The organism is Larkinella insperata (assembly GCF_026248825.1).
Classification (GTDB): domain Bacteria; phylum Bacteroidota; class Bacteroidia; order Cytophagales; family Spirosomataceae; genus Larkinella; species Larkinella insperata.
In genome coordinates this window covers 4839654-4863421 of the sequence record NZ_CP110973.1, presented here as the reverse complement: position 1 = coordinate 4863421, position 23768 = coordinate 4839654, and the positions used below count along the sequence as shown (strand labels likewise).

Genomic DNA, 23768 nt, shown 5'->3' with positions numbered 1-23768 from the left:
CGACGTGATCTTGCTTTACAAGAAGGGCTTCCAGAATAACTGGAAGCCCTTCTTGTATACTTAAGTATTTCAACTCAAATTTTATCAAATTCACAATCCGTATAATCACATCCTGAACAATCTTCAGCCGATAAAGTTAAGTATCTACATTCCTGTTTACGGTTGACGGTTTTCGGCCAATACAACGCTAAACACGAGAAAGTCGATCACTACTTTCTATCTACCATTTGAAAAAGCTTTTTACGACCGCTTGCGAAGCGGCTTTGATTGACGGGTTGAAATCACATAGCCGTGTTGCTTACAGGGAATTATATGATCGGTATGCCTCGACACTGCTGGGCGTCATCACCAAAATTGTTCAGAATGAAACCGAAGCGCAGGACATCCTGCAGGATACCTTCGTCAAAATCTGGAAAAATATTCACCGGCACGATCCCGCAAAAGGCCGTCTGTTTACCTGGTTGCTTCACGTTACCCGCAACACCGCTTACGACCACCTGCGCGCTCATACCAATAAAAAAGCCCTCCAGGTTGAATTACCGATGGAGGGCTATGTGCCCGGAATGGGCGCGGTCTGGACTAATACGGGCTACATCGGATTCAGCGATGCCGTCAACACGAGCCTGGACCCCAAACACTGGCAGGTAATCGACCTGCTGTACTTTCAGGGGTATACCCAGCAGGAAGCCGCGGAACAACTTAACCTACCGCTTGGAACGGTCAAATCCTGGACTCGCATGGCGCTTATCAAGCTTCGCCAAACGTTTCATCAGGATCAGACCGCTCTGCTGTGCTGATTACAGCTTCAGTTCTTCGCTCTCCTGAACCAGTTGCTCTTCTTCGCGTTTCCGGGCTTGCTCCTTGAGTTCAGCAAGCTTTTCCTTCCCGTAAGCAAACCGGGTAATCACCACAAACAGCACCGGCACCACAAAAATGGCGAGTGAGGTAGCCGCCAGCATTCCGCCGAATACCGTCCAACCGATGGTTTTGCGGGCAACGGCACCAGCACCGCTGGCAAATACCAGCGGCAATACCCCCAGAATAAAGGCCAGCGAGGTCATGATAATCGGTCGGAGACGCAACCTTACGGCTTCGAGCGTTGACTCCAGCAGGTCCACTCCCCGATCAACGCGCTCCTTGGCAAACTCCACAATCAGAATGGCGTTTTTAGCCGCCAGACCAATCAGCGTGATCAAACCGATCTGCGCGTAGACGTTGTTGTTGAGGTACGGAATCAGGGTCAGCGTCAGAATGGCTCCAAAGGCACCAATGGGTACGGACAAGAGAACCGCAAAAGGCACCGACCAGCTTTCGTAGAGGGCCGCCAGGAACAGGAACACAAATAGCACCGACAATCCAAAAATGTAAACCGTACTGGAACCGGAACTGATCTCTTCCCGACTCAGGCCGGAGAAGTCATACCCGTATCCGGCGGGTAAAACCTTGTCCGCCACTTCGCGCAACGCGTCAATAGCCTGACCACTACTGTACCCCGGTTTCGGACTTCCGTTAATCTCGACGGAACGGAACAGGTTGTAGTGTGAAATCAACGGAGCATTTTCAATAACCTGCGTTTTGATGACCGTACTCAGCGGTACCATTGCTCCGCCCTGGTTACGGACGAAATACCGTCCGAGTTGCTGTACATCCGAGCGGTACATCGTATCGGCCTGGGCCACTACCCGGAACTTCCGGCCGTAAACGATAAAGTCGTTCACGTAGATACTGCCCAGGTACGTCTGCATGGTGGTATAAACCTCGTTGACGTTAATGCCTAGTTTCTTACATTTTTCGCGGTCTACGTCCACCCGGAAAGCCGGGGTTTTAGACGTAAAGTAGGTAAAGGCCCGGGCAATTTCCGGTCGTTTGTTGACTTCGCCCAAGAAGTTCTGCACCACCTGGTCAAACGCTCTGACATCGTCGGTGCTCTCGCGCTGTTCGATTTCAAAGGTAAAACCGGCCGTCTGCCCCATCCCCGGAATAGCCGGGGGCGGAATCACTACGACGTTAGCTTCTTTGATAGTCGACAGGGCTCGTTGCAGCTTCACCACCACCGAGTCGATCTGAACGGATTTATCCTGCCGCTCGTCCCAGGGTTTCAGCTGCGTAAATACTGTACCGCTGTTTGACTTGCTGGAAAACGTGACGGCGTTCAAACCACCCAGGGCCGAAAAGTGGGCCACGTACGGCTGCTCCTTCAGAATTTCCATTACCCGATTCAGCACCGCCAAACTGCGCGCGGTCGAAGCCGCTTCCGGAATTTCATACGTAATGATCACGCGTCCTTCATCTTCCGTCGGGATAAAACCGGTTGGTTTGGCTTTAAACAGGAAACCCGTTCCCACAAACAGACACGCCAGCAGCACCAGCACCAGCGGTGAGGCTTTGATTAGGCGGTTGACACCCCGGCTGTAAGAGTTGCTGGTGCGGTCAAACCATTGGTTGAATTTGTAGAAGAACCGGTTTAGCCCCTTCGATTTCTCGTTCATCTCGGTCGGCTTCAGCATCAGGGCGCACAAAGCCGGCGTCAGCGAAAGAGCCACAAAGGCGGAAATCAGCACGGAAACGGCGATGGTAATTGCAAACTGCTGATAAAGCCGTCCGACAATACCGGGCACAAAACCCACCGGCACAAACACAGCCGCCAGAATCAGGGCGATGGCGATAACCGGCCCCGAAATATCCCGCATGGCTTTTCGGGTCGCGTCGCGGGCCGAAAGCTTTTCATGATCAATGTAGTGCTGAACGGCCTCGACCACCACGATGGCGTCGTCGACCACAATCCCGATGGCGAGAACGAACCCAAACAGCGTCAGCGTGTTAATGGTGAACCCGAGCGGTATAAAAAAGGCAAACGTCCCCAGAATAGATACCGGAATGGCCAGCACCGGAATCAGGGTGGCCCGCCAGTTTTGGAGGAACAGGAAGACCACGATAGTCACCAATCCCAGCGCTTCCACCAGCGTTTCGACCACTTCATCAACCGAAACCTGCACCACCGAAACCGATTCGAACGGTACTACGTAGTCAACATCCTTGGGAAACGACTTTTTCAGCTCGTCCATGGCCGCGTACACGCCTTTAGCCGTCGAAAGCGCGTTGCTCCCCGGCAATTGATAAAGCAGCAGGTAAGCCGCGCGGTTGCCGTCCACAAACGAGTTGCTGATGTAGCTGAACTTACCCAGCTGAACGCGGGCAACGTCTTTTAAGTAAACGATAGACCCCGTTTCGGGCTTGCTGCGCACCACAATATTCCGAAAGTCGTCTTCCTTGCTGAGTCGGCTGTTGGTAAATACCGTGTATTCAAACGCCTGCGAGGATTGCTGCGGAGGAGCACCGACCGACCCGGCGGCCACCTGCAGGTTCTGCTCCTGCAAAGCCGCGATGACTTCGTTGGGCGTCATACCGAGCTGGGCAATTTTATCCGGTTGCAGCCAGATCCGCATACTGAAGTCGTCGGCGCGGGAGAAGATATCCCCCACCCCTTCCACCCGCAGAAGTGCGTCACGGATGAAAATGTTGGCGTAGTTATCCAGGAAGGAAACCCCATGCGTTTTGTTGGGCGAGTAAATGGCGACCAGCATGAACAAGCTCGGATTCCGTTTCCGAACCGTCAGACCGAGCCGCGTCACTTCCGCCGGTAACTGGGGCTGCGCAATTCCCACCCGGTTCTGCACGTCGAGGGCGGCAATGTTCACGTCGGTTCCTACGTCGAAGGTGACGTTCATGGTCATCCGGCCGTCGCTCGTGCTGTTGCTTTGCAGGTACAGCATGTTGGGCGTTCCGTTGACCTGGGTTTCTATGGGCGTTGCCACCGTTTGTTCCACGGTCTGGGCGTCGGCTCCGGTATACGTTCCCGTCACCTGAACCACCGGCGGGGTAATATCCGGGTACTGACTGATCGGTAAATTTAGAATCGCTAATATCCCCACTAAAACAATAACAATGGATATAACGATGGCCGTTACGGGCCGGTTGATGAACGTATTGGCAAACATGTTTAAAGCGGGTTAACGGGTTTGACCGGTTGTTGACGGGGCCGCAGCGGTTGAAGTAGATTGGGGAGCCCCCGTACCATCAGCCACTTTGACAACCGCTCCTTCCCGTAATTTTTGGATACCTTCAGTCACAACTTTATCTCCTGCGCGAATTCCGTCCTTGACAATCACGTTGGGGCCAATCCGGTTGCCCAACTGCACCTTTCGTTGTGACACTTTGCTGCTATCGCCGAGTACGTATACAAAATATTCGCTCATCTGCTCCGTAACGGCCTTGTAGGGAATCAGCAACCGCTGCCCCGACTCGCTGTTGAGCACGCGAACGTTGCCGTTCATGCCGGATTTGAGCATTTTTTGTTTGTTGGTAAAAACCAAACGGATTTTGAGCGTTCCGGTCTGCGGATCAACGGCCCGGTCGATGATGGCGATGCGACCGGCAGCCTTGTACTCCGAACCGTCAGGCAACACAAAAACAAAGGTGGAATCGCTGTGCTTCTGGTTTTGGAAACGAATAAAGCGCGGAATATCGGTTTCGTCGACCGCGATGTCGACGGCAATTGGATCTTCGGCCGAAATGGTGTTGAGCAGCGTCTGTCCCGGCGAAACGGCGGCTCCCAGTTTCACCTGCGAAATACCGATGGTACCGGTCAGCGGGGCCTTGATGGTTGCGTAGTTCAGGTTCGTCGCCACCCGGGCTACGTTGGCTTTTGCCGCAGCAAGCTGCATCTTAGCCGACTGGAGGGCGGCTTCGGCGTTGTCCACGACCTGCCGGGCAATGGCGTCCTGTTTGGCCAGCGTTTCGTAGCGATCCGCGTCTTTCTGGGCCCGGTTCAGGTTCGCCTGAGCGACGTTCACATTGGCCGCAGCTTCATCGTATGCAGCCTGGTATTGCTGTTTGTCAATCTCGTACAGCTTCTGTCCTTTGCTGACCACCTGGCCTTCCTTGAAGAAGATTCCGGAGATATAACCCGCCACCTGCGGAAAAATCTGCACTTCGTTCAGGGGGGTTACCGTTGCCGGGTACTCGTCGTAATAAACGGCGGAACCCGTTTTGGCCTCAACGACCGCAACGGCCGGGGCGGGGGGCGGCCCCTGCTGCTGGGCCTGTTTGTTGTCTCCTCCGCAGGAAGTCAGCACCAGGAGCGTTACAAGCGGTATGGAAAGCGTACTCAGGCAATTCTTCATTGGAAATTTTGGGTAGAAAGTAACTTGCATGGTTTGTCTTTAATAATTCGGTACGGTTCCCAGCGCCCGCTGAACGTCGAGCTTGCTGACCAGTACCTGATAAAGCGCATTGAAATACGTTAGCTGGGTAGCCCGCAGATCATTCTGGGCGATAATCACATCCAGATAGGCCCGAACGCCCGAACGGTATTGCAACTGAATAACCCGGTAGACGTCGTTCGCCAGGTCCAGGTTTTCCTGCAAAGCGCGGTAATTGGCCAGGTTGCCTTTGTAATTGGCCAGCGCCTGCTGGTATTCGGTGTTGACCACATTGGTCAGATTGGTCAGATCCCACTGGGAACGCTGGAGCCTGAGCTCAGCAATCCGGGTTTCCTGGACGCGCCTGCCACCCTGAAAAATTGGCAAGGCAATGGAAAGCCCCACGAGCGAATTCGGAAAATTTCGGCTGTACAACCGCGCAAACTCATTATTCTGGAATACGAAGTTATAGTTGGCCAGCGCCGAAACCGTCGGCAGATACGCCCAGCGGTTGTACTGGACGTTCGCTTTCAGCAGTTCCTGCTGGGTTTTGAGCAACTGAAACTCGATGCGGTTTTCGGGGCGGATCAACTGCGTTGTATCCACGTAAATTTCGTTGGCGAGTTGCAGCGTATCGTAGGTTAGTTCGAGTTCGGCCTTGGGCGGATACCCCATCAACTGCTTCAGGTACTGCGCCTTACCACCGATTTGCTCCTGCGCCTGCTTGCGTTGCGCACGGGAATTATTCAGGGCAATGGCCGCCCGTTTGTAATCCGTCCGGTCAACAATACCGCTTTTGTACTGGTTGGTAGCGTCCTGTAAACTGCGTTCCAGCCGAGCGATGTCGCTGTCCAGAATATCAACCTGCTTCTGGGTCAGAATCAGATCGTAAAACGCTTTGCTCACGTTGACGGTAATATCAATCTGGTTATCGACCAGGTTCTGACTAGCCTGCCGGCGGTAGGTGTCGGCGGTCCGGCTGGCCAGCAGGGCGTCGCGGTTGAAAATGTTTTGGTTGAGCGTAAACTGAATGTTCGACAAATTCGCCAGACCGGTTGTTACCGGTACCCGCTCCGGAGAAGACGGATTACTAAAATTGGGGAGCAGCGAAATGGGTAATTTGAGGTAATGCTGAATGTTGTAGGCGCCCGATATCTGCGGCAACCAGTTCGATAAAGCGGAGCGAATCGTGCGTTCGGCGATCAGTTGATCCAGCTCCGATTGTTTGATAACGGGCTGATGCTGAAGCGCATATTGAATACAACTTTCCAACGTGGCCTGTCGGAGCGTCGAATCAGCGATGGGTTGAGAATAGGACAAAAAAGGCCCGAGACAGAGCAGCCAGGCAATCAGGTACTTTTTCATGAATATACGACGCAGTTCACCTTTAAAGCGGCATGAGGAAAGCAAACTGTATGGAATACATAATGATTCTTTCAAATGGTTCCACCACCACCAAAAGATTATAAATTATCCGGGTATAATTCTGAACTAAATATAAGGTTCAATCTGTTTGCTGAGTTCTTCCACCGCCGTTTCGCCGGATACGGTTAGATCAGCCTGAAGGTAAAAATTACGGCGGTCGGTGTACTTCTGACGGAGATTTTCCAGCAAGGTAGGGTCCTGCTGATTAAAAAGCGGACGATCGTTCTGACCATGACGCTGCATTCGTTCGAGCAGTTTTTCCGGTGAAACATCCAGAAAAATGCTGAATCCGACGGTTTTGATGTGGGCCATGTTATCGTGAAAACAGGGCATACCGCCCCCCGTGGCCACCACGAGCCGGCTATCAGGCTGGATGGTGTGCAAAACCTGGGCTTCAACCGCCCGGAAATACGCTTCCCCGTCGGTCCGGAAGATGTCGTTGATGCTTCGACCGCCCTCCTGCTGAACGATAAGTTTGTCGGTATCCACAAAGCGGTACCCCAATTGCCGGGCCAACCGTTTTCCGAGCGTTGACTTCCCGGAAGACGGCATTCCGACCAGAAAAATATTCTTCATCTAAATAGCCTGAAAGACAACCACTTATTTCTTGACCAGCGCGTTCAGCACGGTTTCGGGAGCTGGCGTATCGGTATGGTGCCATTTACCGCGCACCACGCCATCGCTGATCAGCCACAGGCCCGGGTTGGAGCGAACAATGGTTTTCAACACGGTTGCGTCGGCTTTATAGACCGGGACGGATAGCTGGTATTCGTGCCGAAAGTTGTTGATCTCCGCATCGCTGACCGACGTCAGGATCATGGGCATCACGTTTTGTCCTTCGACCCCCTTCATCAGTTTCCGGATGGCGGGCATGTCGCCGATGCTCAGGTCGTGAATATCCCGGATGATCAGCATCAGTTTGTTGCCCTCAAACGTGGCCTGCGTAAAATCGCCTTCGTCGTTCCAGACCCGGTAATCGGTAATTTTGGGTTTGGCCGATTCGTTCATCAACACCATCTCCTTGAACTTATAGGAGGTGTCGGTCGGATACTTTTCAAACTCGTAGTCCTTGCCGTCCTTCGTCAGCACGTAGGCAAACCGTAGCGGCTCCGACGGCTGCATCTGCGCCGGTATGCTTTTCCCCACCGCGTAGGGCAGCAAATCAAGCGGGGGCAGATGCTGAATGGCGTACACCCCCAAGCCGATGGAAGCGACCGTTGCCAGCCCCACCAGGAAACCAGTGCGCAGGTTGCGGAAGACGTGCCGCTGCCAGATAATCACCAGAATCAGCACCAGCAGGAAAATGTCCTTGCTGAACGAGGTCCACGGTTTTAGTTTGATGGCGTCACCAAAACAGCCGCAATCGGTAACTTTATTGAAATAAGCGGAATAAAACGTCAGAAAGGTGAAAAAGACGATCAGCGCCAGCAGAATCCAGGACGTCAGCCGGATGCGGTACGACAGCAGCAGGGCCACTCCGAGCACCACTTCAGCCGCGCAGAAAAACACCGACAGAATTAAGGTATACGGTATCAGGCCGTGGAAAAAACCCGCCATCGACGGCACATCGAGGGCAAATACTTCAAAATACTCGGTCAGTTTAATCTGTGTTCCAACCGGATCATTGATCTTGATCAGACCCGAAAAAATAAAAATAACACCAACAACAAAACGGGCAATCTGAGCGATGACGCGTTGCCAGGTGGCCGTTTTCCGGATTGGAACGGCGCGGGTTTTTGTAGGATTCATTGCGGTACAGAGGTTTCGACCATGCCTGATTTAATCAGGCAGAATACGGCATAATTAATCATATCCATGTAATTCGCATCGACGCCCTCCGAAATCAGGGTTTTGCCCTGGTTGTCTTCGATCTGCTTCGTGCGCAGGAGTTTCATCAGGATGATGTCGGTCATGGAACTTACCCGCATATCCCGCCAGGCTTCCCCGTAGTCGTGGTTTTTGGCAAACAGCAACGCCATTACGTTATTGACCTGCCGGTCGTAGAGGTCCGTCAGTTCCTGCTCCGTGAACTCCATCTGGTCGCTACCGGCCAGTTCCAGTTGAATCAGGGCCATCACGCAGTAGTTGATGATACCCATGAACTCGGGCACGACTCCTTCTTCTACCCGCTGCGTTCCGCGCTCCTGCAGGGTGCGGATTCGCTGGGCTTTGATAAATATCTGGTCGGTGATGGAGGGCAGCCGCAGAATGCGCCAGGCCGTACCGTAGTCTTTATTCTTTTTCTGGAAAACCTCTTTGCAGAGTTGAATGACTTGCCGATATTGAGCTTCGGTTTGCGACATACGTTGGATTCTTCGGTGAACTTTCATCAGCAGGTACTGACCCTATTGGCAGCATACTGACCGATAACCGAAGAACGGGAACCGGAGATTACCCACTAATTTCATGCCGAAAGTTACGAAAAAAACGCTCAACCTGCGGGGAAATGTTCTCGATTTGACTACGCCGGTTGTGATGGGAATACTAAACAGTACGACGGATTCCTTCTTCGCCGGAAGCCGTTTACCCTCTGTCGATCAGGCGGTTGACCGGGCCTCCACGATGCAGTCTGAAGGTGCGGTTCTGATTGATATTGGCGGTTATTCAACCCGGCCTGGGGCCGCCGACATTAGCCCGCAGGAGGAAGCCGACCGGGTTTTGCCCGCCATCGAAGCCATCACCAAAGCCCTTCCGGCTGTCTGGATTTCTGTGGATACCTTCCGGGCGTCGGTAGCGCGTCAGGCCGTCGAAGCGGGGGCCGCGCTGGTCAATGACGTATCTGGTGGTACGCTCGATGCCCGCATGTTTGAAACCGTCGCTCAGCTGCGGGTGCCCTACGTCCTGATGCACATGCGCGGAACGCCCCAGACCATGGCCGGACTCTCCCACTACCGGGATTTGGTGCCGGACGTCTTGCTCGAACTGCAACACCAGTTGAGCCAGCTCCGGGCCCTGGGCCACGCTGACGTGCTGATTGATCCGGGCTTCGGTTTCGCCAAGACCCCCCAACAGAATTTTCAGCTTCTGCACCAACTGGACGCCTTTCAGACGTTCGAAGCGCCCCTGCTGGTCGGGTTGTCGCGCAAATCCACCATCTGGCGAACCCTGAACGTGCAGCCTGAAGAAGCCCTAAACGGCACGACGGTGTTGAATACCCTCGCCCTGACGAAAGGTGCCGACATTTTGCGGGTGCACGATGTCCGCGAAGCCGTTGAAGCCATTAAACTGGTTACAAGTTGTCGTCAGGTTGCTTGAAACCAACAAGACCACCCTTTATCTCTGTTATGAAAATTGGTTTTCTCGATATCGAATGGGTAGATCTGCTGGACGTTCTGTTGCTGGCTTTTCTGCTGTATCAAATTTACTTTCTGGTAAAAGGCACTATCGCCAGCCGAATTTTTCTGGGTTACCTGCTGATTTACTTGCTTTATCTGGTGGCCAAAGCCGTTGGCCTGGAGCTGCTGACGACCCTCCTGGGCTATTTCATCAGCGTTGGTGCCCTAGCCTTGATCATTATCTTCCAACAGGAAATCCGGCGGTTTCTGCTCATTATCGGCAAATCGACCAACCTGGCCAACAGCCGTTTTTTTATGCGGTGGTTTCGCCCCCCAACCGTTTCCGAACCGGCCACTCCGCTCAAACCCATCGTGGATGCCTGCAAGTCTATGTCCTCGGAGTTTACGGGGGGACTGATGGTGGTCAGTAAAAACGATGACCTGGATAAGTTTGTACAAACCGGTGACTCGCTGGATGCCCTCGTTTCCAAGCGGTTGCTGCTGTCAATTGCCGGACAATATAGCCCCCTGCGCGACGGCGCTGTCATCATCACCGACGATCGGATCCGGGCCGCCCGCTGCATATTACCCATTTCAGAAAACGATGAAATCCTGACTTCGACGGGATTCCGGCACCGGGCCGCCATCGGCATTACTGAAGTTACCGATGCAGCCGCAATTGCCATTTCTGAAGAAACAGGCCGTATTTCGCTGGCTATCGACGGCGAGTTTTACGCTAACATCTCCTCGGCGGAACTGGAAGAAAAACTGCAGGACTACTTGATGGATGCCAGCAAACCGCGCAGACGCGATAACGGAAAGAGCAACAACCACGCATAAAATGTTACTGTTTTCTGAATTTGATAACTTATATGTTACTAAATATCAGACAAATGCACTTAGTGATGCCGCTAGCTAAATTCGGTATTTTATTCCCGCCGTTTGCGCTTTTTTCTGGATTTTGACCCGTAAACTGCACCCAAATTGGAAGAAAAATTTCACCTTCCGTCAGTGCAGCTTATGTTAACCCAACCAGAATACAACCAGCTTCCCTTGCCCCAGAAAGCCGACCTGCTTCGTCGGCACGGGCAGTATTTACTGAATCGCGAATCGCCACCGTATACGGTAAGCCTGTATTCGGTCGGCAATTTTTTTGTGGAGGCTTATTACAGCAAGAGCAACTATTACAAAGGCGGTCACGAACTCCGGGATTTGCTTTCCATTCGAACGATCAATGATTCCTGCCGGCAAAAAAACCCGCTGGAGCATTACCTAGATCAGATTGATCTTCAAAGCCTGATCTGATCAGTGCCAGGTTTTGCGCAGGCTGACCAGCAAACCCGTGCTCTGGGTATATAGCTTGCCCTGATCAGTCGCGACGGACACCGTCGAGTGCATACCGCCCCAGATGGCCACCGGAAAACTAACCATCAACAGGGAGGAGAACTGCCGAGTCGTTTTGGGAAAGGGCTTGAGATAGGTACCGAAATTGTCGCTGTAGGAGCATTTCAACCAAAAAAAAGTCTGCCGGAAACGCCCCGCCAGACCAGCGTGCACGACCCAGAGCCGGTTGTTGTTGGTAAAAAAGGGAAACTGACCGGTAGAAGGCCGCGGTAAAGTCGGGTCGGTATCGGTGGCTGCCGGAATGAAGGGCGTCCCGATGGTTCGGCCCCGGTACGACCAGCCGTCAATATATTGCCCGTGGTTGAAGTAGTTGTCCGCCCCCCGGTATTTGTCGATGTAACTGAACGTGGCTCCCCCCTGGCTTTTGGTGTACAAAAACTCCACCACCGCCGTCCGAATTTGCCAGGTTGGGGTGGCTGCCCGGTGGTTACGGTACCGAATACCGTTTAACCCGTCGGCAATGTTGGTCAGGTAATACAGCGATCCATCCTCGTAGACATTTTGGCGGTAGAACAGCAGCGAAAACGTTTCGGCGTTGATCTCAACACCCAGATCAATGGTTCCCAAATGGTTGCCAACGCGGTTGCCCCGGTCGTTTTTGCTGTATTCGGTTGTATCAATGGCATCGCCTTTGGCCGCCAGCGACAAGCCGGTAACGGCGTTGAGGTAATTTCTGAAACCGCCCGGGAAACGGCCGTTTTTGATCAGCTCGTCATTGGTAATAACCTTACTCCGCCCCCCCCATTGAACCTGATGGTTGAAACCGCCGTACAAACGGATTCGCCAGCTGGGTTTTCCGAGCCGTCCGTACAACGCTTTCTGGTGCAGATACGAGTGCGTCACCGGGCCCTGGTTGCCAAACCAGCCGTGCGCAAACATGCCCCGGAAAGCAAGCAGTCCTTTGGTAAAACCGATGGGGGTGTAGTCGTAAAGGGCAAGCTGAATTTTTGGCATCGGCAGGGCATTTCCCGACCAGATGTAGGAGCCTGTTCCCAGAGCCGAATCGGCTAATCCGATCATTTCCCTACGACGACCTACCAGCAGTTCCAGCCCACGCAATTTTCCGTGGACGTACATTTCCGGCATGAACACCTCCGATTTTTGGGTCAGGTTAGCGGCTACTTCCAGGCCGTAGCCCCACGATGCCCGTCGGCGTTTACCCATTTCTGGGTCAGGCAACGGGATCCGGCCTAGCCCGTAATTGGCCTTGATTCCGGCGCGGGCGGTTATAAACGGCGATGAATTGGGAATGATTCCGTTCTGATTGGTGTACAACCAGAACGGTGTTCGGCGGGAAGTACTGCCCGACAAGCCCAACTCCGTAAAAACCTGAACGGGTGATTTTTCAGGGGACGCTTCCACCCGGGTCGAATCCTGAGCAAAAGCGGCCCCGCGACCGAGCGTGAACCCCATCAACGTCAGCAGCAGTAAGGGCATTCTCATACAAACAGTGCCTAGATGTAAACAACCTGGTATCGTTTAGACGCCATCAGGCACATGAAGTAATCTTACTCGGAATAATTTTAGCCTCCCAAAACAAAATACTCACTTTTGAGCGGCAAAATTTCAACCAGTTTTACCCAGTTTAGCGTTTGTCGATCAGAAGTGAGTACTCGGAAACTCCTAATTAAGTATCTCAGTTATTCGGTATTTTTCCGGCGGCCACGTCCGCCAGGGAGTCAGCACCCACCAGCTTTTTGTACAGCGTGAGGGCCTGGGCCACAACCTGATCCATGTTATAGTACCGGTAGGTTCCCAACCGGCCCACAAAGTGCACATTCTCCTGCTGATCAGCCAGTTGCTTGTATTTCCGGTACAGTTCCGCGTTTTCCGGCATGGGAACGGGGTAGTACGGATCACCCTCGGCCTGCGGGTATTCAAAGGTAATACTGGTTTTGGTCGGATGCTCCTGTCCGGTCAGGTGTTTGTATTCCGTAATCCGGGTATACGGATGGTCATTCGGGTAGTTGACGACGGCCACCGGCTGATGCCACTCTTCGTTGAGGGTTTTGTGCTCAAAGTGCAGCGAGCGGTACGGGAGTTTTCCGTAACAGTGATCAAAATATTCGTCGACCGGCCCGGTATAAATCAACTGGTCGTAAGACAAGTTGTCTTTGACGTCTTTAAAGTCCGTACTCAGCATCAGCGTGATGTTCGGATGATCGACCATTTTTTCAAACATCTTCGTAAAACCATGCAGCGGCATGGCCTGAAATTCGTCCGAAAAATACCGGTCGTCCTGATTGGTCCGGGTCGGAATGCGGGAGGTAACGGATTTATCCAGTTCCGACGGGTAAACACCCCACTGTTTCTTTGTATAGTTTTTGAAAAACTTCTCGTACAGATCGCGCCCCACCTGACTGACGACCACATCTTCCGAGGTCTGAATATTTTCGACCGGTTCACCAACGGTCTTAAAATAGTCGGCCAGCTCTTCAGAGGTAAAGTTTTTCCCGTACAGTTTATTGACGGTATCCAGGTTGATCGGTATCGGCAGTAATTGGCCTTCTACCGACGCCAGCACCCGGTGTTCGTAGGGCCGCCATTCGGTGAAGTTAGACAGGTAGGAGAAAACGTCTGCGGAATTCGTATGGAAAATATGCGGGCCGTACAGGTGAATCAAAATACCGTCCTCGTTGTAGTAATCGTACGCATTGCCCCCAATGTGCGGGCGTTTATCGAGTACAAGAACTTTCTTTCCGGACTGGCTGGCCAGACGTTCAGCCAGCACACTACCGGCGTATCCGGCTCCGACAATCGCAAAATCGTAATGCTGCATAAAATGTAAGTATGTGTGTGGATAAAAGTAGTTTTTTTTCCTGAATGGTCGGGTTGGCAGGCCCGATTCCTTATCTAACGAACCAGGTACTTCCGGCGCGTTTCATTGATCAAAAACTTCTTCTGAGTGGTAAAACTTTCCGGGTGTACGTGTTCAAACTCGGCTTTCCAGGCCGCATACCGCTCCGGTTCCGCTCGCTCGAATTGCTGCTGATCAATTTTTTTACTGACTAAATACGCGTCAAATGTCATGTTACGAACGGTAGTATACGAAAAGGAGCCGAGCAAACGTACGAGCGTACTGACAATTTGACGGGATCGCCCGTCTGCTCTGGCTTGGCCCCTCCTTTGCAAGTTGCATTTACAACTAACTAGTAGAAACCATGGATGTTCAATTGATAACCGATTCGGGTCTGGAATCGATTCCGGGCAAACCCGGTGATTCGGACGCTCCACTCCTGGATGCGTACTCCAACACGGTGGTAAATGTAGCGAAAAAAGTAAGTCCGTCGATTGTGCAGATCAAAGTGAGCGGTCGTCAGCGGGAGGGTCAGCCGCCGGTCCGGGGGCGCAGTCAGCCCGACGGCGGCACGGGTTCGGGCTTCATCATTTCCTCGGATGGCTACGTGATTACCAATAATCACGTGGTAGCCGGCGCTTCAAAAATCGACGTTACCCTGCCCGACGGCCGCGACTTTGAGGCCACCCTGATCGGGCGCGACCCGGCTACCGACATTGCCGTGATCAAAATTTACGGCGACGGCCTGAAAGCCATCCGGTTTGCCGACTCCAATCAGGTGCAGGTAGGCCAGATCGCCATTGCGGTGGGGAATCCCTACGGTTTTCAGTATTCCGTGACCGCCGGGGTCGTCAGTGCGCTGGGCCGGACGCTGCGTTCGGAATCGGGCCGCCTGATCGACGACGTTATCCAAACCGATGCGTCGCTGAACCCCGGCAACTCCGGAGGCCCGCTGGTGAATTCGCAGGGCGATGTAATCGGTGTCAATACCGCCGTCATCCTGCCCGCTCAGGGAATTTGTTTTGCGGTTTCGTCAAACCTGACGGCGATGGTGGCCGGAAAGCTCATCATGCACGGACGCGTCCGCCGGGGCTATCTGGGCATTGCCGGGCAGCTGATCAACCTGACCGAACGCATCAAGCAATACAACCACCTGAACGCCAAAACCGGGGTAATTGTGGTCAGCACCGAAGCCGATGGGGTTGCCTACAACAGTGAGCTTCGGCAGGGCGACATTATTGTTGCATTTGGCGGCCAACCCGTTGCCTCCGTGGATGATCTCCATAAATTACTGACCGAAGAAACCATTGGCCAACGCGTGACGATGGCGGTATTACGGGACAACGTCCGGCGTGATGTGGCAGTGATCCCGGGCGAAGTGAAGTAAGCCCTTCTAAACAAAGCCGTCGGATCAACGAACTCCTTACCGGTTTTCGTTGATCCGACGGCTTTGTTGTGTGGTTTATTTTTCGTTGAAGAAAATCTCTAACCCGTCCTTACCGGCCACAATGATATCCAACCGACCGGTGCCGCGCAAATCGGCGAGGGCGAAATTAATGCCGGTTCCTTTGCCTTTTCCCGGTTGTCCGTAGGCGATCGTGTGTTTAACGAACTCCTTGCCATTCCAGGTGAAGTAATACAGCCCTACATCGTCGTACGCGCCCGGATCACCGTCGTTGTGGGCCCGGTACCGCTTTCCGGTGATGAGTTCGGGCTTTTTGTCACCGTCCAGATCGGCCCATTCCAGCACATGATACTGCGATGCCTTCTCGTCGATGGAGTGCTTTTTCCAGCCGCGTTTGCCGCCTTCCAGCGTCTGTTCGTACCAATGCAAACCGTAGCCGTGCCCCTGCCCCACAATCAGATCGTTGCGCTTGTCACCGTTCACATCCACCACCAGAATGGGTACACTGGCGGTACCCAGCTCAAATTCCGGATGCAACGTCCACGATCCTTTTTCGCGGTCAGCGGGCGCTTCGATCCAGCCTTTGCTGACGATGAAATCATTGCGACCGTCGCCGTTCACATCACCCAGCCCCAGACCGTGGTCCTGCGTGGGGGCTACATTTACCTGTTTAAAGGTCCCGCCCTTTTCCAGTTTAAAGTATTTGAGCGGATGTTTCGGGTTGTTGGGAACAATCTCAACGGTTCCGTCGCCGTCCACATCCCAGGCGCGGGTGGTTTCCACGTTACCCACCTTTCCGATTTCATGCACGGTCCAGAGGTCTTTTTTGCCAATTCCGGGGTTTTCAAGCCATTTTAAATCCTGCCCAAACCAGCCCCCCGTAATCACGTCGAGGTTGCCATCCCCGTTGACATCCAGCGGAATCGTGGAGAAATCGTCGTAGTACTGGTCAAACCGCTTCTGGTTCCCGATCAGATACCGCTTGCGAAACAGCGCTTTGGGGTCCGCTGAATTTTCGTACCAGAAATCTCCCGAAATCAGATCCGGACGACCATCGTTGTTGAGGTCTGCTACCCCAACGGTTTCGTAGCTTTCGGCAGCCACAAAATAGCGGCTGAACTGAATGTCTTTGGAGTCGGTTGCCAGCGAAAGAAACCCTGCAAGTCCGATGGTTAATGCACCTATCTTCATACTTGCAAGTTTATAAATAATCTTGGATAGTTACTCTACCCACAAAACCAATCCTTTCAAATAACCACCTTCCGGATGAAACAGATTAACGGGGTGGTCGGCGGGCTGGCTCAGGTGGTGCAACACCCGCACCTGCCGTCCGGCGTCGATGGCAGCGGCCACAATGGTGTTGTAAAACAACTCCCGGTCAATGACCTGCGAGCACGAAAAGGTGAACAGAATTCCGCCTTTGGCCACCCGGCGCAACCCCTCGGCATTCAGGCGTTTGTACCCCTGCACGGCCCGGTGACGCGCGGACAGGCTTTTGGCGAAAGCCGGCGGATCCAGCACCATGACTTCGTACTCGTCGTCGTGGGCCTGAAGGTACTTCATCACATCGTCGGCGAAGGCTTCGTGCCGACCCGCGGCCTGAGCATCCCCGAAATTTAGCGCCACGTTGCGGTTGGTCAGGTCGATGGCTTTCTGCGAAGCATCAACGGAATGCACCTGCCGGGCACCGGCCAGCAGGGCGTATACGGAAAACCCACCGGAATAGCAGAACGCATTCAGAACTTTTTTGCCAGCCGAATACCGGGAAAGCAGGTTACGGTTATCACGCTGGTCCAGGAAAAATCCGGTTTTCTGCCCGCTGATCCAGTCCACCAGAAACTTGTGGCCGTTTTCCTCGACCTCATGGGGCACATCCACCAGCCCGTACCGGTAAGCGTTCTGAACGGAAGCCGCATACTCGCCGGGAAGCGTTTCGGCGCTTTTGTCGTAAACCGCCCGCAGCTCGTTGCCGAATACGTTTTTAAGCGCTTCGGTGATCAGGTTCCGTTCGCGGTGCATGCCGATGGAGTGCGCCTGCAACACCGCCACGCCGTTGTACATATCAATGATTAAACCCGTGCAGCCGTCGCCCTCACCATGCACCAGCCGGTAGCAATTGGTGGCCGGTGGCAACAGCGCCCCCCGGACCGTCCGGATCGACGCCAGTTTCTGCGTCCAGTAGGCCACATCCGGAACAACGGGCTGAAATGAAAAAATCCGGACCAGAATGCTGCCGTTGTGGTAATGGCCCGTTGCCAGGTACTTTCCTTTTTTATCCAGCACTTCCACTACATCCCCGTCCTGAGGTTCTCCTTCGGTCCGGGCAACGGCGCCCGAAAATACCCACGGATGAAACCGTTGGACGGCGTCCTCGCGCCCCGCACGTAAATATATTTTTGCTAAATCCATCGAATGAAAGCTGCTTTTGCAGGGCGAAGCTACAAAAATTAAAAGCAACTAGTCTTCACTGCGGACTTTCAGAAGCCGTTTCAGCCAGCTTTGCTGTTCGTCCGAATCCGTCTTCTGGTCCGTTTCCGTGAGCGTAAAATCCGCCAGACGCTTTAAATCCGGCTGCCCGGCGTCTACCCAGCAGGTATACCAGAAATCGCCCACCATTTTGACGGATGCCCGCATCTGGCGTTCCACCTGGCCCCGCAGCCGCTCGTGATATTTGCGGGAAAACTCCTCGGAATACACTTTGGTGGTCAGGTTGTTGCGTTCTTCAAAACCGTACTTTCGGGTTTGTCCTACTTGCTGGGTTAATTCCTGTTCGAGGGTCAGGACCGAATCCAACGCCGTATTGGCCTCAAAAACCGCCCGCCAGGCCCGTTTCTGCGGAGATTCCACATACGCGGCCGGTCCGACAAAAAAGTCGTATTCGTTACTGAATAATTCCGGCAACCGCGATTCCCAAAAGCCGTGAACGCCCTGCTGCCCGGTCAGTTGGCCGTTGTAATTACGGGTTGTATGCAATGGAACATTGGCGTCGGCAATGTAATGCCCCAGGTCCGCCGAGATTTTCAGGATTCGCCGGGCATCCCGAGCTTTAAAAGCTTCGGTGAGCTGGTATTTGACCAATTGAATATGCCACGGCACAATGCCGTGCAGCGCCAGCGTATCCTCTCCGTACCGTTCAGCCGCCTGTTTCCACGTCCGCGGCAAGGTAACTCTGGATGTATCGGCGTAAGCGTCCAGGTCAATGAAATGCCGGGGAGCCTCACCCACCACCGCATACCGTCGCTTGTCGGGATTGACGGCATTTTCGGTCAGGTAGTCGATATGCTTTTTATAGAAAGCCATCATCTCGGGTGGTAACGTGAAGACGGCCAATCGATTAATCCGTTTATGCCCGTAAAATCCCCACTGCGGACGGCTGGCCGAATAAGCGACAGAGACCGTATTGAAAAAAAAGAATAAAAAAACTTGATTCAAAATAGTTAACCAGTACCTTTGACAAAACATATCACTTTAATAAGAAAAGTTTACACTTTATTTATAAACCACAATGTTATTCAGAATAATATTTCGGATAACATTAAATTGACAGAATCATGAACCGCAAATCCTTGGGCTACGGCCTTATTCTTTTCTTCTTTGGAATTTTTGGCTTGGTTATCTACGGTGCCTACTCACCTGCGCGAAAAGCGCAGAAACAGCAAATTGTGTGCTTTAAATTCAAAGAAGGCACTAAAAATGAAGCGATTGAGCAGCATATGCGTCAGTTTGCTGCTTTAAAGCATGAAATTCCACAAATCATTTCTTATACTTCCGGAAAGACGTTACAGGGTGTAGGGGGCGTTTCCTCGGAATACGATGTGGTGCATTACCTGACCTTCCAGAGTGAAGCTGACATTGAGACGTATAACCGGAGTGAAAAGCAACGGGAGTTTGTAAAAAATAATCAGGGAAGTTGGGACAAGGTGTTCACCATCCATTCCGATATCCGTCAGTAAAATCCCTGAATTTCAAGGCAAAGTAAGATTTATTTGCATAGTTGCTCCCAAATGGCTACTTTTGCGGACATTTGTGAGAAAACTGTATACTGTACCAATAAGCAATGGCAAATCATAAGTCGGCATTGAAGCGGGTCCGGGCAAACGAGAAGAAACGTTTGTTGAACCGTTTCCAACACAAAACGACCCGTACAATGATCAAGAAATTGCGGCTGACAACGGATAAGGCGGCTGCAACAGAACTGTATAAAACGGTGTCATCGTTGCTGGATAAACTGGCAAAGCGTAATATCATTCACAAAAACAAAGCAGCCAACAACAAGTCTAAACTGGCGAAACACGTCAACGGACTGGCAATTGCTGCTTAATTTATCCACGGAGCGGCCTTCAGTGGCTTTCTCCGTGCGTAGTACCTTATTGCGTATTTCACGGACAAAAGTCCAGGTATACGAATCAAAAACAAGACCAGGAACCTTATCTGATTTATTCAGGTGAGGTTTTTTTATTGCCCTACCACACCATCCACCATGACGTACGACAATTCCCGCAAGATTCTGAGCTGGGCGGAAGAAGACCGTCCGCGCGAAAAATTAATGCTCAAAGGGCGAGCGGCTCTTTCGGAGGCCGAACTGATCGCCATCCTGATTGGCTCCGGAACCCGTGACCTTTCTGCCGTCGATGTATCCAAGATTATTCTGCAAAGCGTCGGCAACAACCTTAGCCAGCTGGCGCGGCTGAGCGTGAGCGACTTGTCGAAATTCCGGGGCATCGGGGAAGCTAAAGCCATCAGCATCGTGGCGGCTCTCGAACTGGGCCGTCGCCGGAAAGAAGAAAACCGTCCGCAGCGCACGCGCATTACCAGTTCGCGCGATGTTTACGAAGAAATCAAACCGCACCTGCTCGACAAACCCCACGAAGAATTCTGGATTCTGCTGCTCAACCGGGCCAACGAAGTCATCCGACCCGTACTGATTAGCACGGGTGGCGTTTCGGGCACCGTAGCCGACCCGAAGTTGATTTTCAAACCCGCCCTCGAACACCTGGCCAGCGCCCTCATCCTGATTCATAACCATCCTTCCGGCAACCTCACGGCTTCGCAGGCCGACAAAGACCTGACCCGGAAACTGAAGGAAGCCGGTCGTCTGCTGGACATTCCCGTACTGGATCACCTGATTTTCACCGACCGCTCCTATCTGAGCTTTGCCGACGAAGGTTTGCTGTAATTTTACTTCAAAAAAAGCCCGCCAGCTTGAAAGCTGGCGGGCTGACAGATGCCGTTAAACGGGCCGTCTGCTTACTTCTGGGTGACCGTCACAACGGCTTCTTTCGGCGTGCCATCCGGCTTGCTGCCCGGGAAGGGCTGCACATCCGACAACGTCACTTCATACGTTTCGCTGCCCAGCAGAAGTGTGACCGAACTACGATTCTGCATTTGCTGACCGCACTGGCCGATGCATAACTCGCCGGTTTTTGATTCCGTGTCGCCCTTGAGCGTAAACTTCACCTGCGCGTTTCCGAACCAAACACAATTGGCGTTGATCGGGCAGCGGCTGTCCGTGATGTTGTCGACACTCAGGGTGACATTTTGTTTTACCCGCGCCGACTGATTGATTTTCATCGTCACGGGTGAGTTTTGTTCGGGAGGTGCGACTTTGTTGTCTTTCTCGCAGCCTACGGCTAGTAAACCAACCAGCAGTAATCCGTACAAGGTTTTAAATGGTGCCATTTACTTTGTTGTTATTGTTTTCCTGCATGACCCCTTAAAATAGAACAGCGTTGGAATGCCATTAACTTTTTTTGTAGTTTTCTCCGACGGGCTACCATCGTCCGGAAAATCCATAAAAAAGGACCTCTAAGAGGTTGTTTAAGATTGTGTTTCACGAATTTTTCTGGACATCAGTCGTATCATTGTCCAGTAGATAACGGCCTCAGCATGAGCTCCTTTAACCTCGTAGTCCTTGGCAAGCCGCCGATGAAAGGCCCACCACCCAAACGTTCGCCCTACGATCCATCGCTTAGGCAACACTTGAAAGCCTTTCACGCCCAATACGCCGCAGACCACCTCTACACTTAGTTGATAAGTCGCTTTGATGGTGGCCAGAAAATTGACTCCATCGAAGCCCTGATCGGCTAGAATAGTCTTCAAGCGAGTGAAGCGTTGGCCCAATCTGGCAAAGAGCAACAAGGCACCAGCCCGTTCACCCACATTAGCCGATGTCACGCGTAGAGCCAATACTAGACCTAGTACATCTACCAGAATGAAGCGTTTGCGGCCAGTAAGGTGTTTGTTGCCGTCATAGCCTTTCATAGTAGTTACAGACATAGTTTTAACCGATTGACTATCAATAAGTCCCAGACTAGGAGAGGCTTCGCGGCCTGTTTGGAGACGTACTTTAATGACCAGCTGATCATGAATTTGCTGGACCAGGCCTTGACTCGCCCACTGTCGGAAATAATAGTAAACCAGCCGCCAATCGGGCAGATCATGGGGCATCATTCGCCAGGAAATACCTCCTTTGACCACGTAGAGAATCCCATTGATGATCGCTCTGATGGACTGTTTTCGTTTACGCTGCCCGATTTTGGCGGGCAGCGTTTGTTGAATAACTTGCCATTGGGAGTCGGTCAGATCGGTTGGATAAATCATCAGGGTAGTTTCTTAGTTCGCACCTTAAAACTACCTGACTGGCTCTCACTTTCCGTGAAACATTAGACAACTTCTAAAGGTCCTTTCTAAAATATATAGCAGATCGCCCAGCGAATAACGGGTGTCATTCACGCAGCAAACTGTTCCATCGCCGTGATTAATACTTCCGCTCGTTGTTTTCCAGCCAGCGTCCTGCAATGAAAGCCGCCGTTAACAGGACGATGTAAAAAGCGATGGTTACAATATTCATGAGCATAGTGGTACCGGTTTTGGTTCTGGCGCAAAAATATAAAAAACTGAATTAGGGAGCCCACAACTTGTGGAATTAATCTTGAAAACGGTTTTCGTTTTACAACACTCCCTTGGTGCTAGGCAGGGTGTCGAGCGCTTTCAAATCGCGTTTCACCGCCATTTTAATGGCTTTGGCGAAGGCTTTAAAAATGGCTTCAATTTTGTGGTGCTCATTCTGACCTTCAACCTTGATATTCAGGTTACAGAGGGCCGTATCCGAAAACGATTTAAAGAAATGGTAGAACATCTCCGTGGGCATCTCCCCAATTTTTTCCCGGCGGAATTCCGCATCCCAGACCAGCCAGGGCCGACCTGAAAAGTCAATACCGACCTGCGCCAGGGCTTCGTCCATCGGCAGCAGGAACCCATACCGACTGATTCCCCGCTTGTCACCCAGGGCCCGGCGATAAGCTTCTCCCAGGGCCAGGGCCGTGTCTTCGATGGTGTGGTGTTCGTCGATGTGCAAATCGCCCTTAACCCGAACGGTCAGATCGGCTCCGGAGTGGCGGGCCACCTGATCCAGCATGTGGTCGAAAAAACCAAGGCCGGTTTGGATGTCGGCCCGGCCGCGTCCGTCGAGATTCAGTTCGATATAGATCTGGGTTTCGTTCGTCTTTCGCTCCACCGTGGCAATTCTGGCAGGCAATTTGAGCAGTTCATAGATCTGGTCCCAGTCGTCGGTTCGTAACACCAGGGCTTGGTGCATGGCGTCGGTCATGCCTTCGGTGGGGTCCTTGGGAGCAATCAGGATGGCTTTGGCGTTTAAGTTAACGGCCATCTGGATATCCGTCAGCCGGTCGCCGATCACGTAGCTTTCGGGAAGGTTATACGCACCGGTCAGGTAGTCGGTCAGCATTCCGATACCGGGTTTGCGCGTGGGTGCGTTCTCGTGCGGGTAGGTGCGGTCGATGTGAACCGCTTCAAAGTAGATATTTTCGCCTTCGAGGGTTTTCATCATCTTCTGGTGCGCGGGCCAGAAGGTGTCTTCCGGAAAGGCTGCCGTTCCCAAACCGTCCTGGTTGGTGACCATCACCAGATCAAAATCGGTTTCTTCGGCAATTTTGCGCAGGTTGGAAAGCACTTTTGGAATGTATTCTAGTTTTTCGAGCGAATCGACCTGCTGGTCGGGCTGGGGTTCGAAGATGATGGTACCATCCCGATCAATGAACAGAACTTTCTTCATGACTGTTTAGTAGTGGTGTGCAAAGGTAGCGAATAGACGAAAAGGAACGGTAAATGCGTTATTTTTTAGTATTTTGCGCCCGCCTTGCCCTTTGATACCGATTTTTACCTATAGAAAGTCAAAAAAGTTATTATGTAACCACCAAGTAAACCGGTTAGTAAATAAGTTTACGCAATAAATACTAGAA

At 52.5% G+C, this 23768-nt stretch carries 23 protein-coding genes; 8 read left to right on the top strand and 15 right to left on the bottom strand.

The window, feature by feature from the left end:
* Positions 1 to 227 precede the first annotated feature (227 nt).
* Complete coding sequence (locus OQ371_RS19775) at positions 228 to 797, top strand: RNA polymerase sigma factor (RefSeq protein ID WP_265990053.1); 570 nt, start codon at positions 228 to 230, stop codon at positions 795 to 797.
* On the opposite strand, the gene OQ371_RS19770 is transcribed toward OQ371_RS19775, so the two are convergent.
* The 6 genes from OQ371_RS19770 to OQ371_RS19745 form a co-directional block, all read right to left on the bottom strand.
* Positions 798 to 3998, bottom strand: coding sequence for an efflux RND transporter permease subunit (locus OQ371_RS19770; protein WP_265990052.1), 3201 nt, complete (start codon positions 3996 to 3998; stop codon positions 798 to 800).
* A gap of 12 nt (positions 3999 to 4010) precedes the next feature.
* Entirely contained in the window at positions 4011 to 5183 is a 1173-nt protein-coding gene (locus tag OQ371_RS19765; RefSeq protein ID WP_265990051.1) for an efflux RND transporter periplasmic adaptor subunit, read from the bottom strand.
* 39 nt (positions 5184 to 5222) lie between these two features.
* Positions 5223 to 6566: a TolC family protein gene (locus OQ371_RS19760; protein WP_265990050.1), complete on the bottom strand. Its 1344-nt coding sequence runs from the start codon at positions 6564 to 6566 to the stop codon at positions 5223 to 5225.
* A gap of 126 nt (positions 6567 to 6692) precedes the next feature.
* The gene (locus OQ371_RS19755) at positions 6693 to 7202 is read right to left on the bottom strand and encodes a shikimate kinase (RefSeq protein WP_265990049.1); all 510 of its coding nucleotides are present in this window, start codon (positions 7200 to 7202) and stop codon (positions 6693 to 6695) included.
* Positions 7203 to 7226: 24 nt separating this feature from the next.
* Positions 7227 to 8375: a BT_3928 family protein gene (locus tag OQ371_RS19750; protein ID WP_265990048.1), complete on the bottom strand. Its 1149-nt coding sequence runs from the start codon at positions 8373 to 8375 to the stop codon at positions 7227 to 7229.
* On the bottom strand, positions 8372 to 8929 hold the full coding sequence (locus OQ371_RS19745) for a DUF1599 domain-containing protein (protein ID WP_265990047.1): 558 nt from the start codon (positions 8927 to 8929) through the stop codon (positions 8372 to 8374). The genes OQ371_RS19750 and OQ371_RS19745 overlap by 4 nt, the downstream gene beginning before the upstream one ends.
* 103 nt (positions 8930 to 9032) lie before the next feature.
* Between OQ371_RS19745 and folP the strand changes: the two genes are divergently transcribed.
* The 3 genes from folP (at position 9033) to OQ371_RS19730 (ending at position 11206) form a co-directional block, all read left to right on the top strand.
* Positions 9033 to 9881 (top strand): dihydropteroate synthase, encoded by an 849-nt coding sequence (folP, locus tag OQ371_RS19740; RefSeq protein ID WP_265990046.1) that lies wholly within the window; start codon positions 9033 to 9035, stop codon positions 9879 to 9881.
* Between the two features lie 20 nt (positions 9882 to 9901).
* Positions 9902 to 10741 carry a diadenylate cyclase CdaA gene (gene cdaA, locus OQ371_RS19735; RefSeq protein ID WP_265994340.1) on the top strand — a complete coding sequence of 280 codons (840 nt, stop codon included), beginning with the start codon at positions 9902 to 9904 and terminating at the stop codon, positions 10739 to 10741.
* Between the two features lie 180 nt (positions 10742 to 10921).
* Positions 10922 to 11206, top strand: coding sequence for a hypothetical protein (locus OQ371_RS19730; RefSeq protein WP_265990045.1), 285 nt, complete (start codon positions 10922 to 10924; stop codon positions 11204 to 11206).
* Here the strand turns inward: OQ371_RS19730 and OQ371_RS19725 are convergent, their stop codons facing one another.
* The 3 genes from OQ371_RS19725 to OQ371_RS19715 all read right to left on the bottom strand — a co-directional run bounded on the left by OQ371_RS19725 (position 11207) and on the right by OQ371_RS19715 (position 14335).
* Positions 11207 to 12748 (bottom strand): capsule assembly Wzi family protein, encoded by a 1542-nt coding sequence (locus tag OQ371_RS19725; RefSeq protein WP_265990044.1) that lies wholly within the window; start codon positions 12746 to 12748, stop codon positions 11207 to 11209.
* 193 nt (positions 12749 to 12941) lie between these two features.
* Positions 12942 to 14084, bottom strand: a complete 1143-nt coding sequence (gene glf / locus OQ371_RS19720) for a UDP-galactopyranose mutase (protein ID WP_265990043.1) — start codon at positions 14082 to 14084, stop codon at positions 12942 to 12944.
* A gap of 74 nt (positions 14085 to 14158) precedes the next feature.
* Positions 14159 to 14335 (bottom strand): hypothetical protein, encoded by a 177-nt coding sequence (locus OQ371_RS19715; RefSeq protein WP_265990042.1) that lies wholly within the window; start codon positions 14333 to 14335, stop codon positions 14159 to 14161.
* Positions 14336 to 14466: 131 nt separating this feature from the next.
* On the opposite strand from OQ371_RS19715, the gene OQ371_RS19710 reads away from it, so the two are divergent.
* Positions 14467 to 15489 carry a S1C family serine protease gene (locus OQ371_RS19710; RefSeq protein WP_265990041.1) on the top strand — a complete coding sequence of 341 codons (1023 nt, stop codon included), beginning with the start codon at positions 14467 to 14469 and terminating at the stop codon, positions 15487 to 15489.
* A 75-nt stretch (positions 15490 to 15564) separates the two neighbouring features.
* On the opposite strand, the gene OQ371_RS19705 is transcribed toward OQ371_RS19710, so the two are convergent.
* Genes OQ371_RS19705 through OQ371_RS19695 form a run of 3 tightly spaced genes read right to left on the bottom strand, consistent with a single transcriptional unit; the run spans position 15565 to position 18969 of the window.
* Positions 15565 to 16698, bottom strand: a complete 1134-nt coding sequence (locus OQ371_RS19705) for an FG-GAP repeat domain-containing protein (protein ID WP_265990040.1) — start codon at positions 16696 to 16698, stop codon at positions 15565 to 15567.
* 30 nt (positions 16699 to 16728) lie between these two features.
* The gene (locus tag OQ371_RS19700; protein ID WP_265990039.1) at positions 16729 to 17916 is read right to left on the bottom strand and encodes a class I SAM-dependent rRNA methyltransferase; all 1188 of its coding nucleotides are present in this window, start codon (positions 17914 to 17916) and stop codon (positions 16729 to 16731) included.
* A gap of 48 nt (positions 17917 to 17964) precedes the next feature.
* On the bottom strand, positions 17965 to 18969 hold the full coding sequence (locus OQ371_RS19695) for a zinc dependent phospholipase C family protein (RefSeq protein WP_265990038.1): 1005 nt from the start codon (positions 18967 to 18969) through the stop codon (positions 17965 to 17967).
* An 89-nt stretch (positions 18970 to 19058) separates the two neighbouring features.
* Here OQ371_RS19695 and OQ371_RS19690 point away from each other — a divergent pair, with 89 nt between their 5' ends.
* The 3 genes from OQ371_RS19690 (at position 19059) to radC (ending at position 20683) form a co-directional block, all read left to right on the top strand.
* A complete protein-coding gene (locus OQ371_RS19690; RefSeq protein ID WP_265990037.1) occupies positions 19059 to 19460 on the top strand; it encodes a Dabb family protein in 402 nt (133 codons plus the stop codon).
* Positions 19461 to 19564: 104 nt separating this feature from the next.
* Positions 19565 to 19828 carry a 30S ribosomal protein S20 gene (gene rpsT, locus OQ371_RS19685; RefSeq protein ID WP_265990036.1) on the top strand — a complete coding sequence of 88 codons (264 nt, stop codon included), beginning with the start codon at positions 19565 to 19567 and terminating at the stop codon, positions 19826 to 19828.
* 159 nt (positions 19829 to 19987) lie between these two features.
* Complete coding sequence (radC, locus tag OQ371_RS19680; protein ID WP_265990035.1) at positions 19988 to 20683, top strand: RadC family protein; 696 nt, start codon at positions 19988 to 19990, stop codon at positions 20681 to 20683.
* A gap of 71 nt (positions 20684 to 20754) precedes the next feature.
* On the opposite strand, the gene OQ371_RS19675 is transcribed toward radC, so the two are convergent.
* The 3 genes from OQ371_RS19675 to hisB form a co-directional block, all read right to left on the bottom strand.
* Positions 20755 to 21186, bottom strand: a complete 432-nt coding sequence (locus OQ371_RS19675; RefSeq protein ID WP_265990034.1) for a hypothetical protein — start codon at positions 21184 to 21186, stop codon at positions 20755 to 20757.
* A gap of 138 nt (positions 21187 to 21324) precedes the next feature.
* Complete coding sequence (locus OQ371_RS19670) at positions 21325 to 22107, bottom strand: IS5 family transposase (protein WP_265990033.1); 783 nt, start codon at positions 22105 to 22107, stop codon at positions 21325 to 21327.
* A gap of 349 nt (positions 22108 to 22456) precedes the next feature.
* The gene (hisB, locus tag OQ371_RS19665) at positions 22457 to 23581 is read right to left on the bottom strand and encodes a bifunctional histidinol-phosphatase/imidazoleglycerol-phosphate dehydratase HisB (protein WP_265990031.1); all 1125 of its coding nucleotides are present in this window, start codon (positions 23579 to 23581) and stop codon (positions 22457 to 22459) included.
* Positions 23582 to 23768 lie beyond the last annotated feature (187 nt).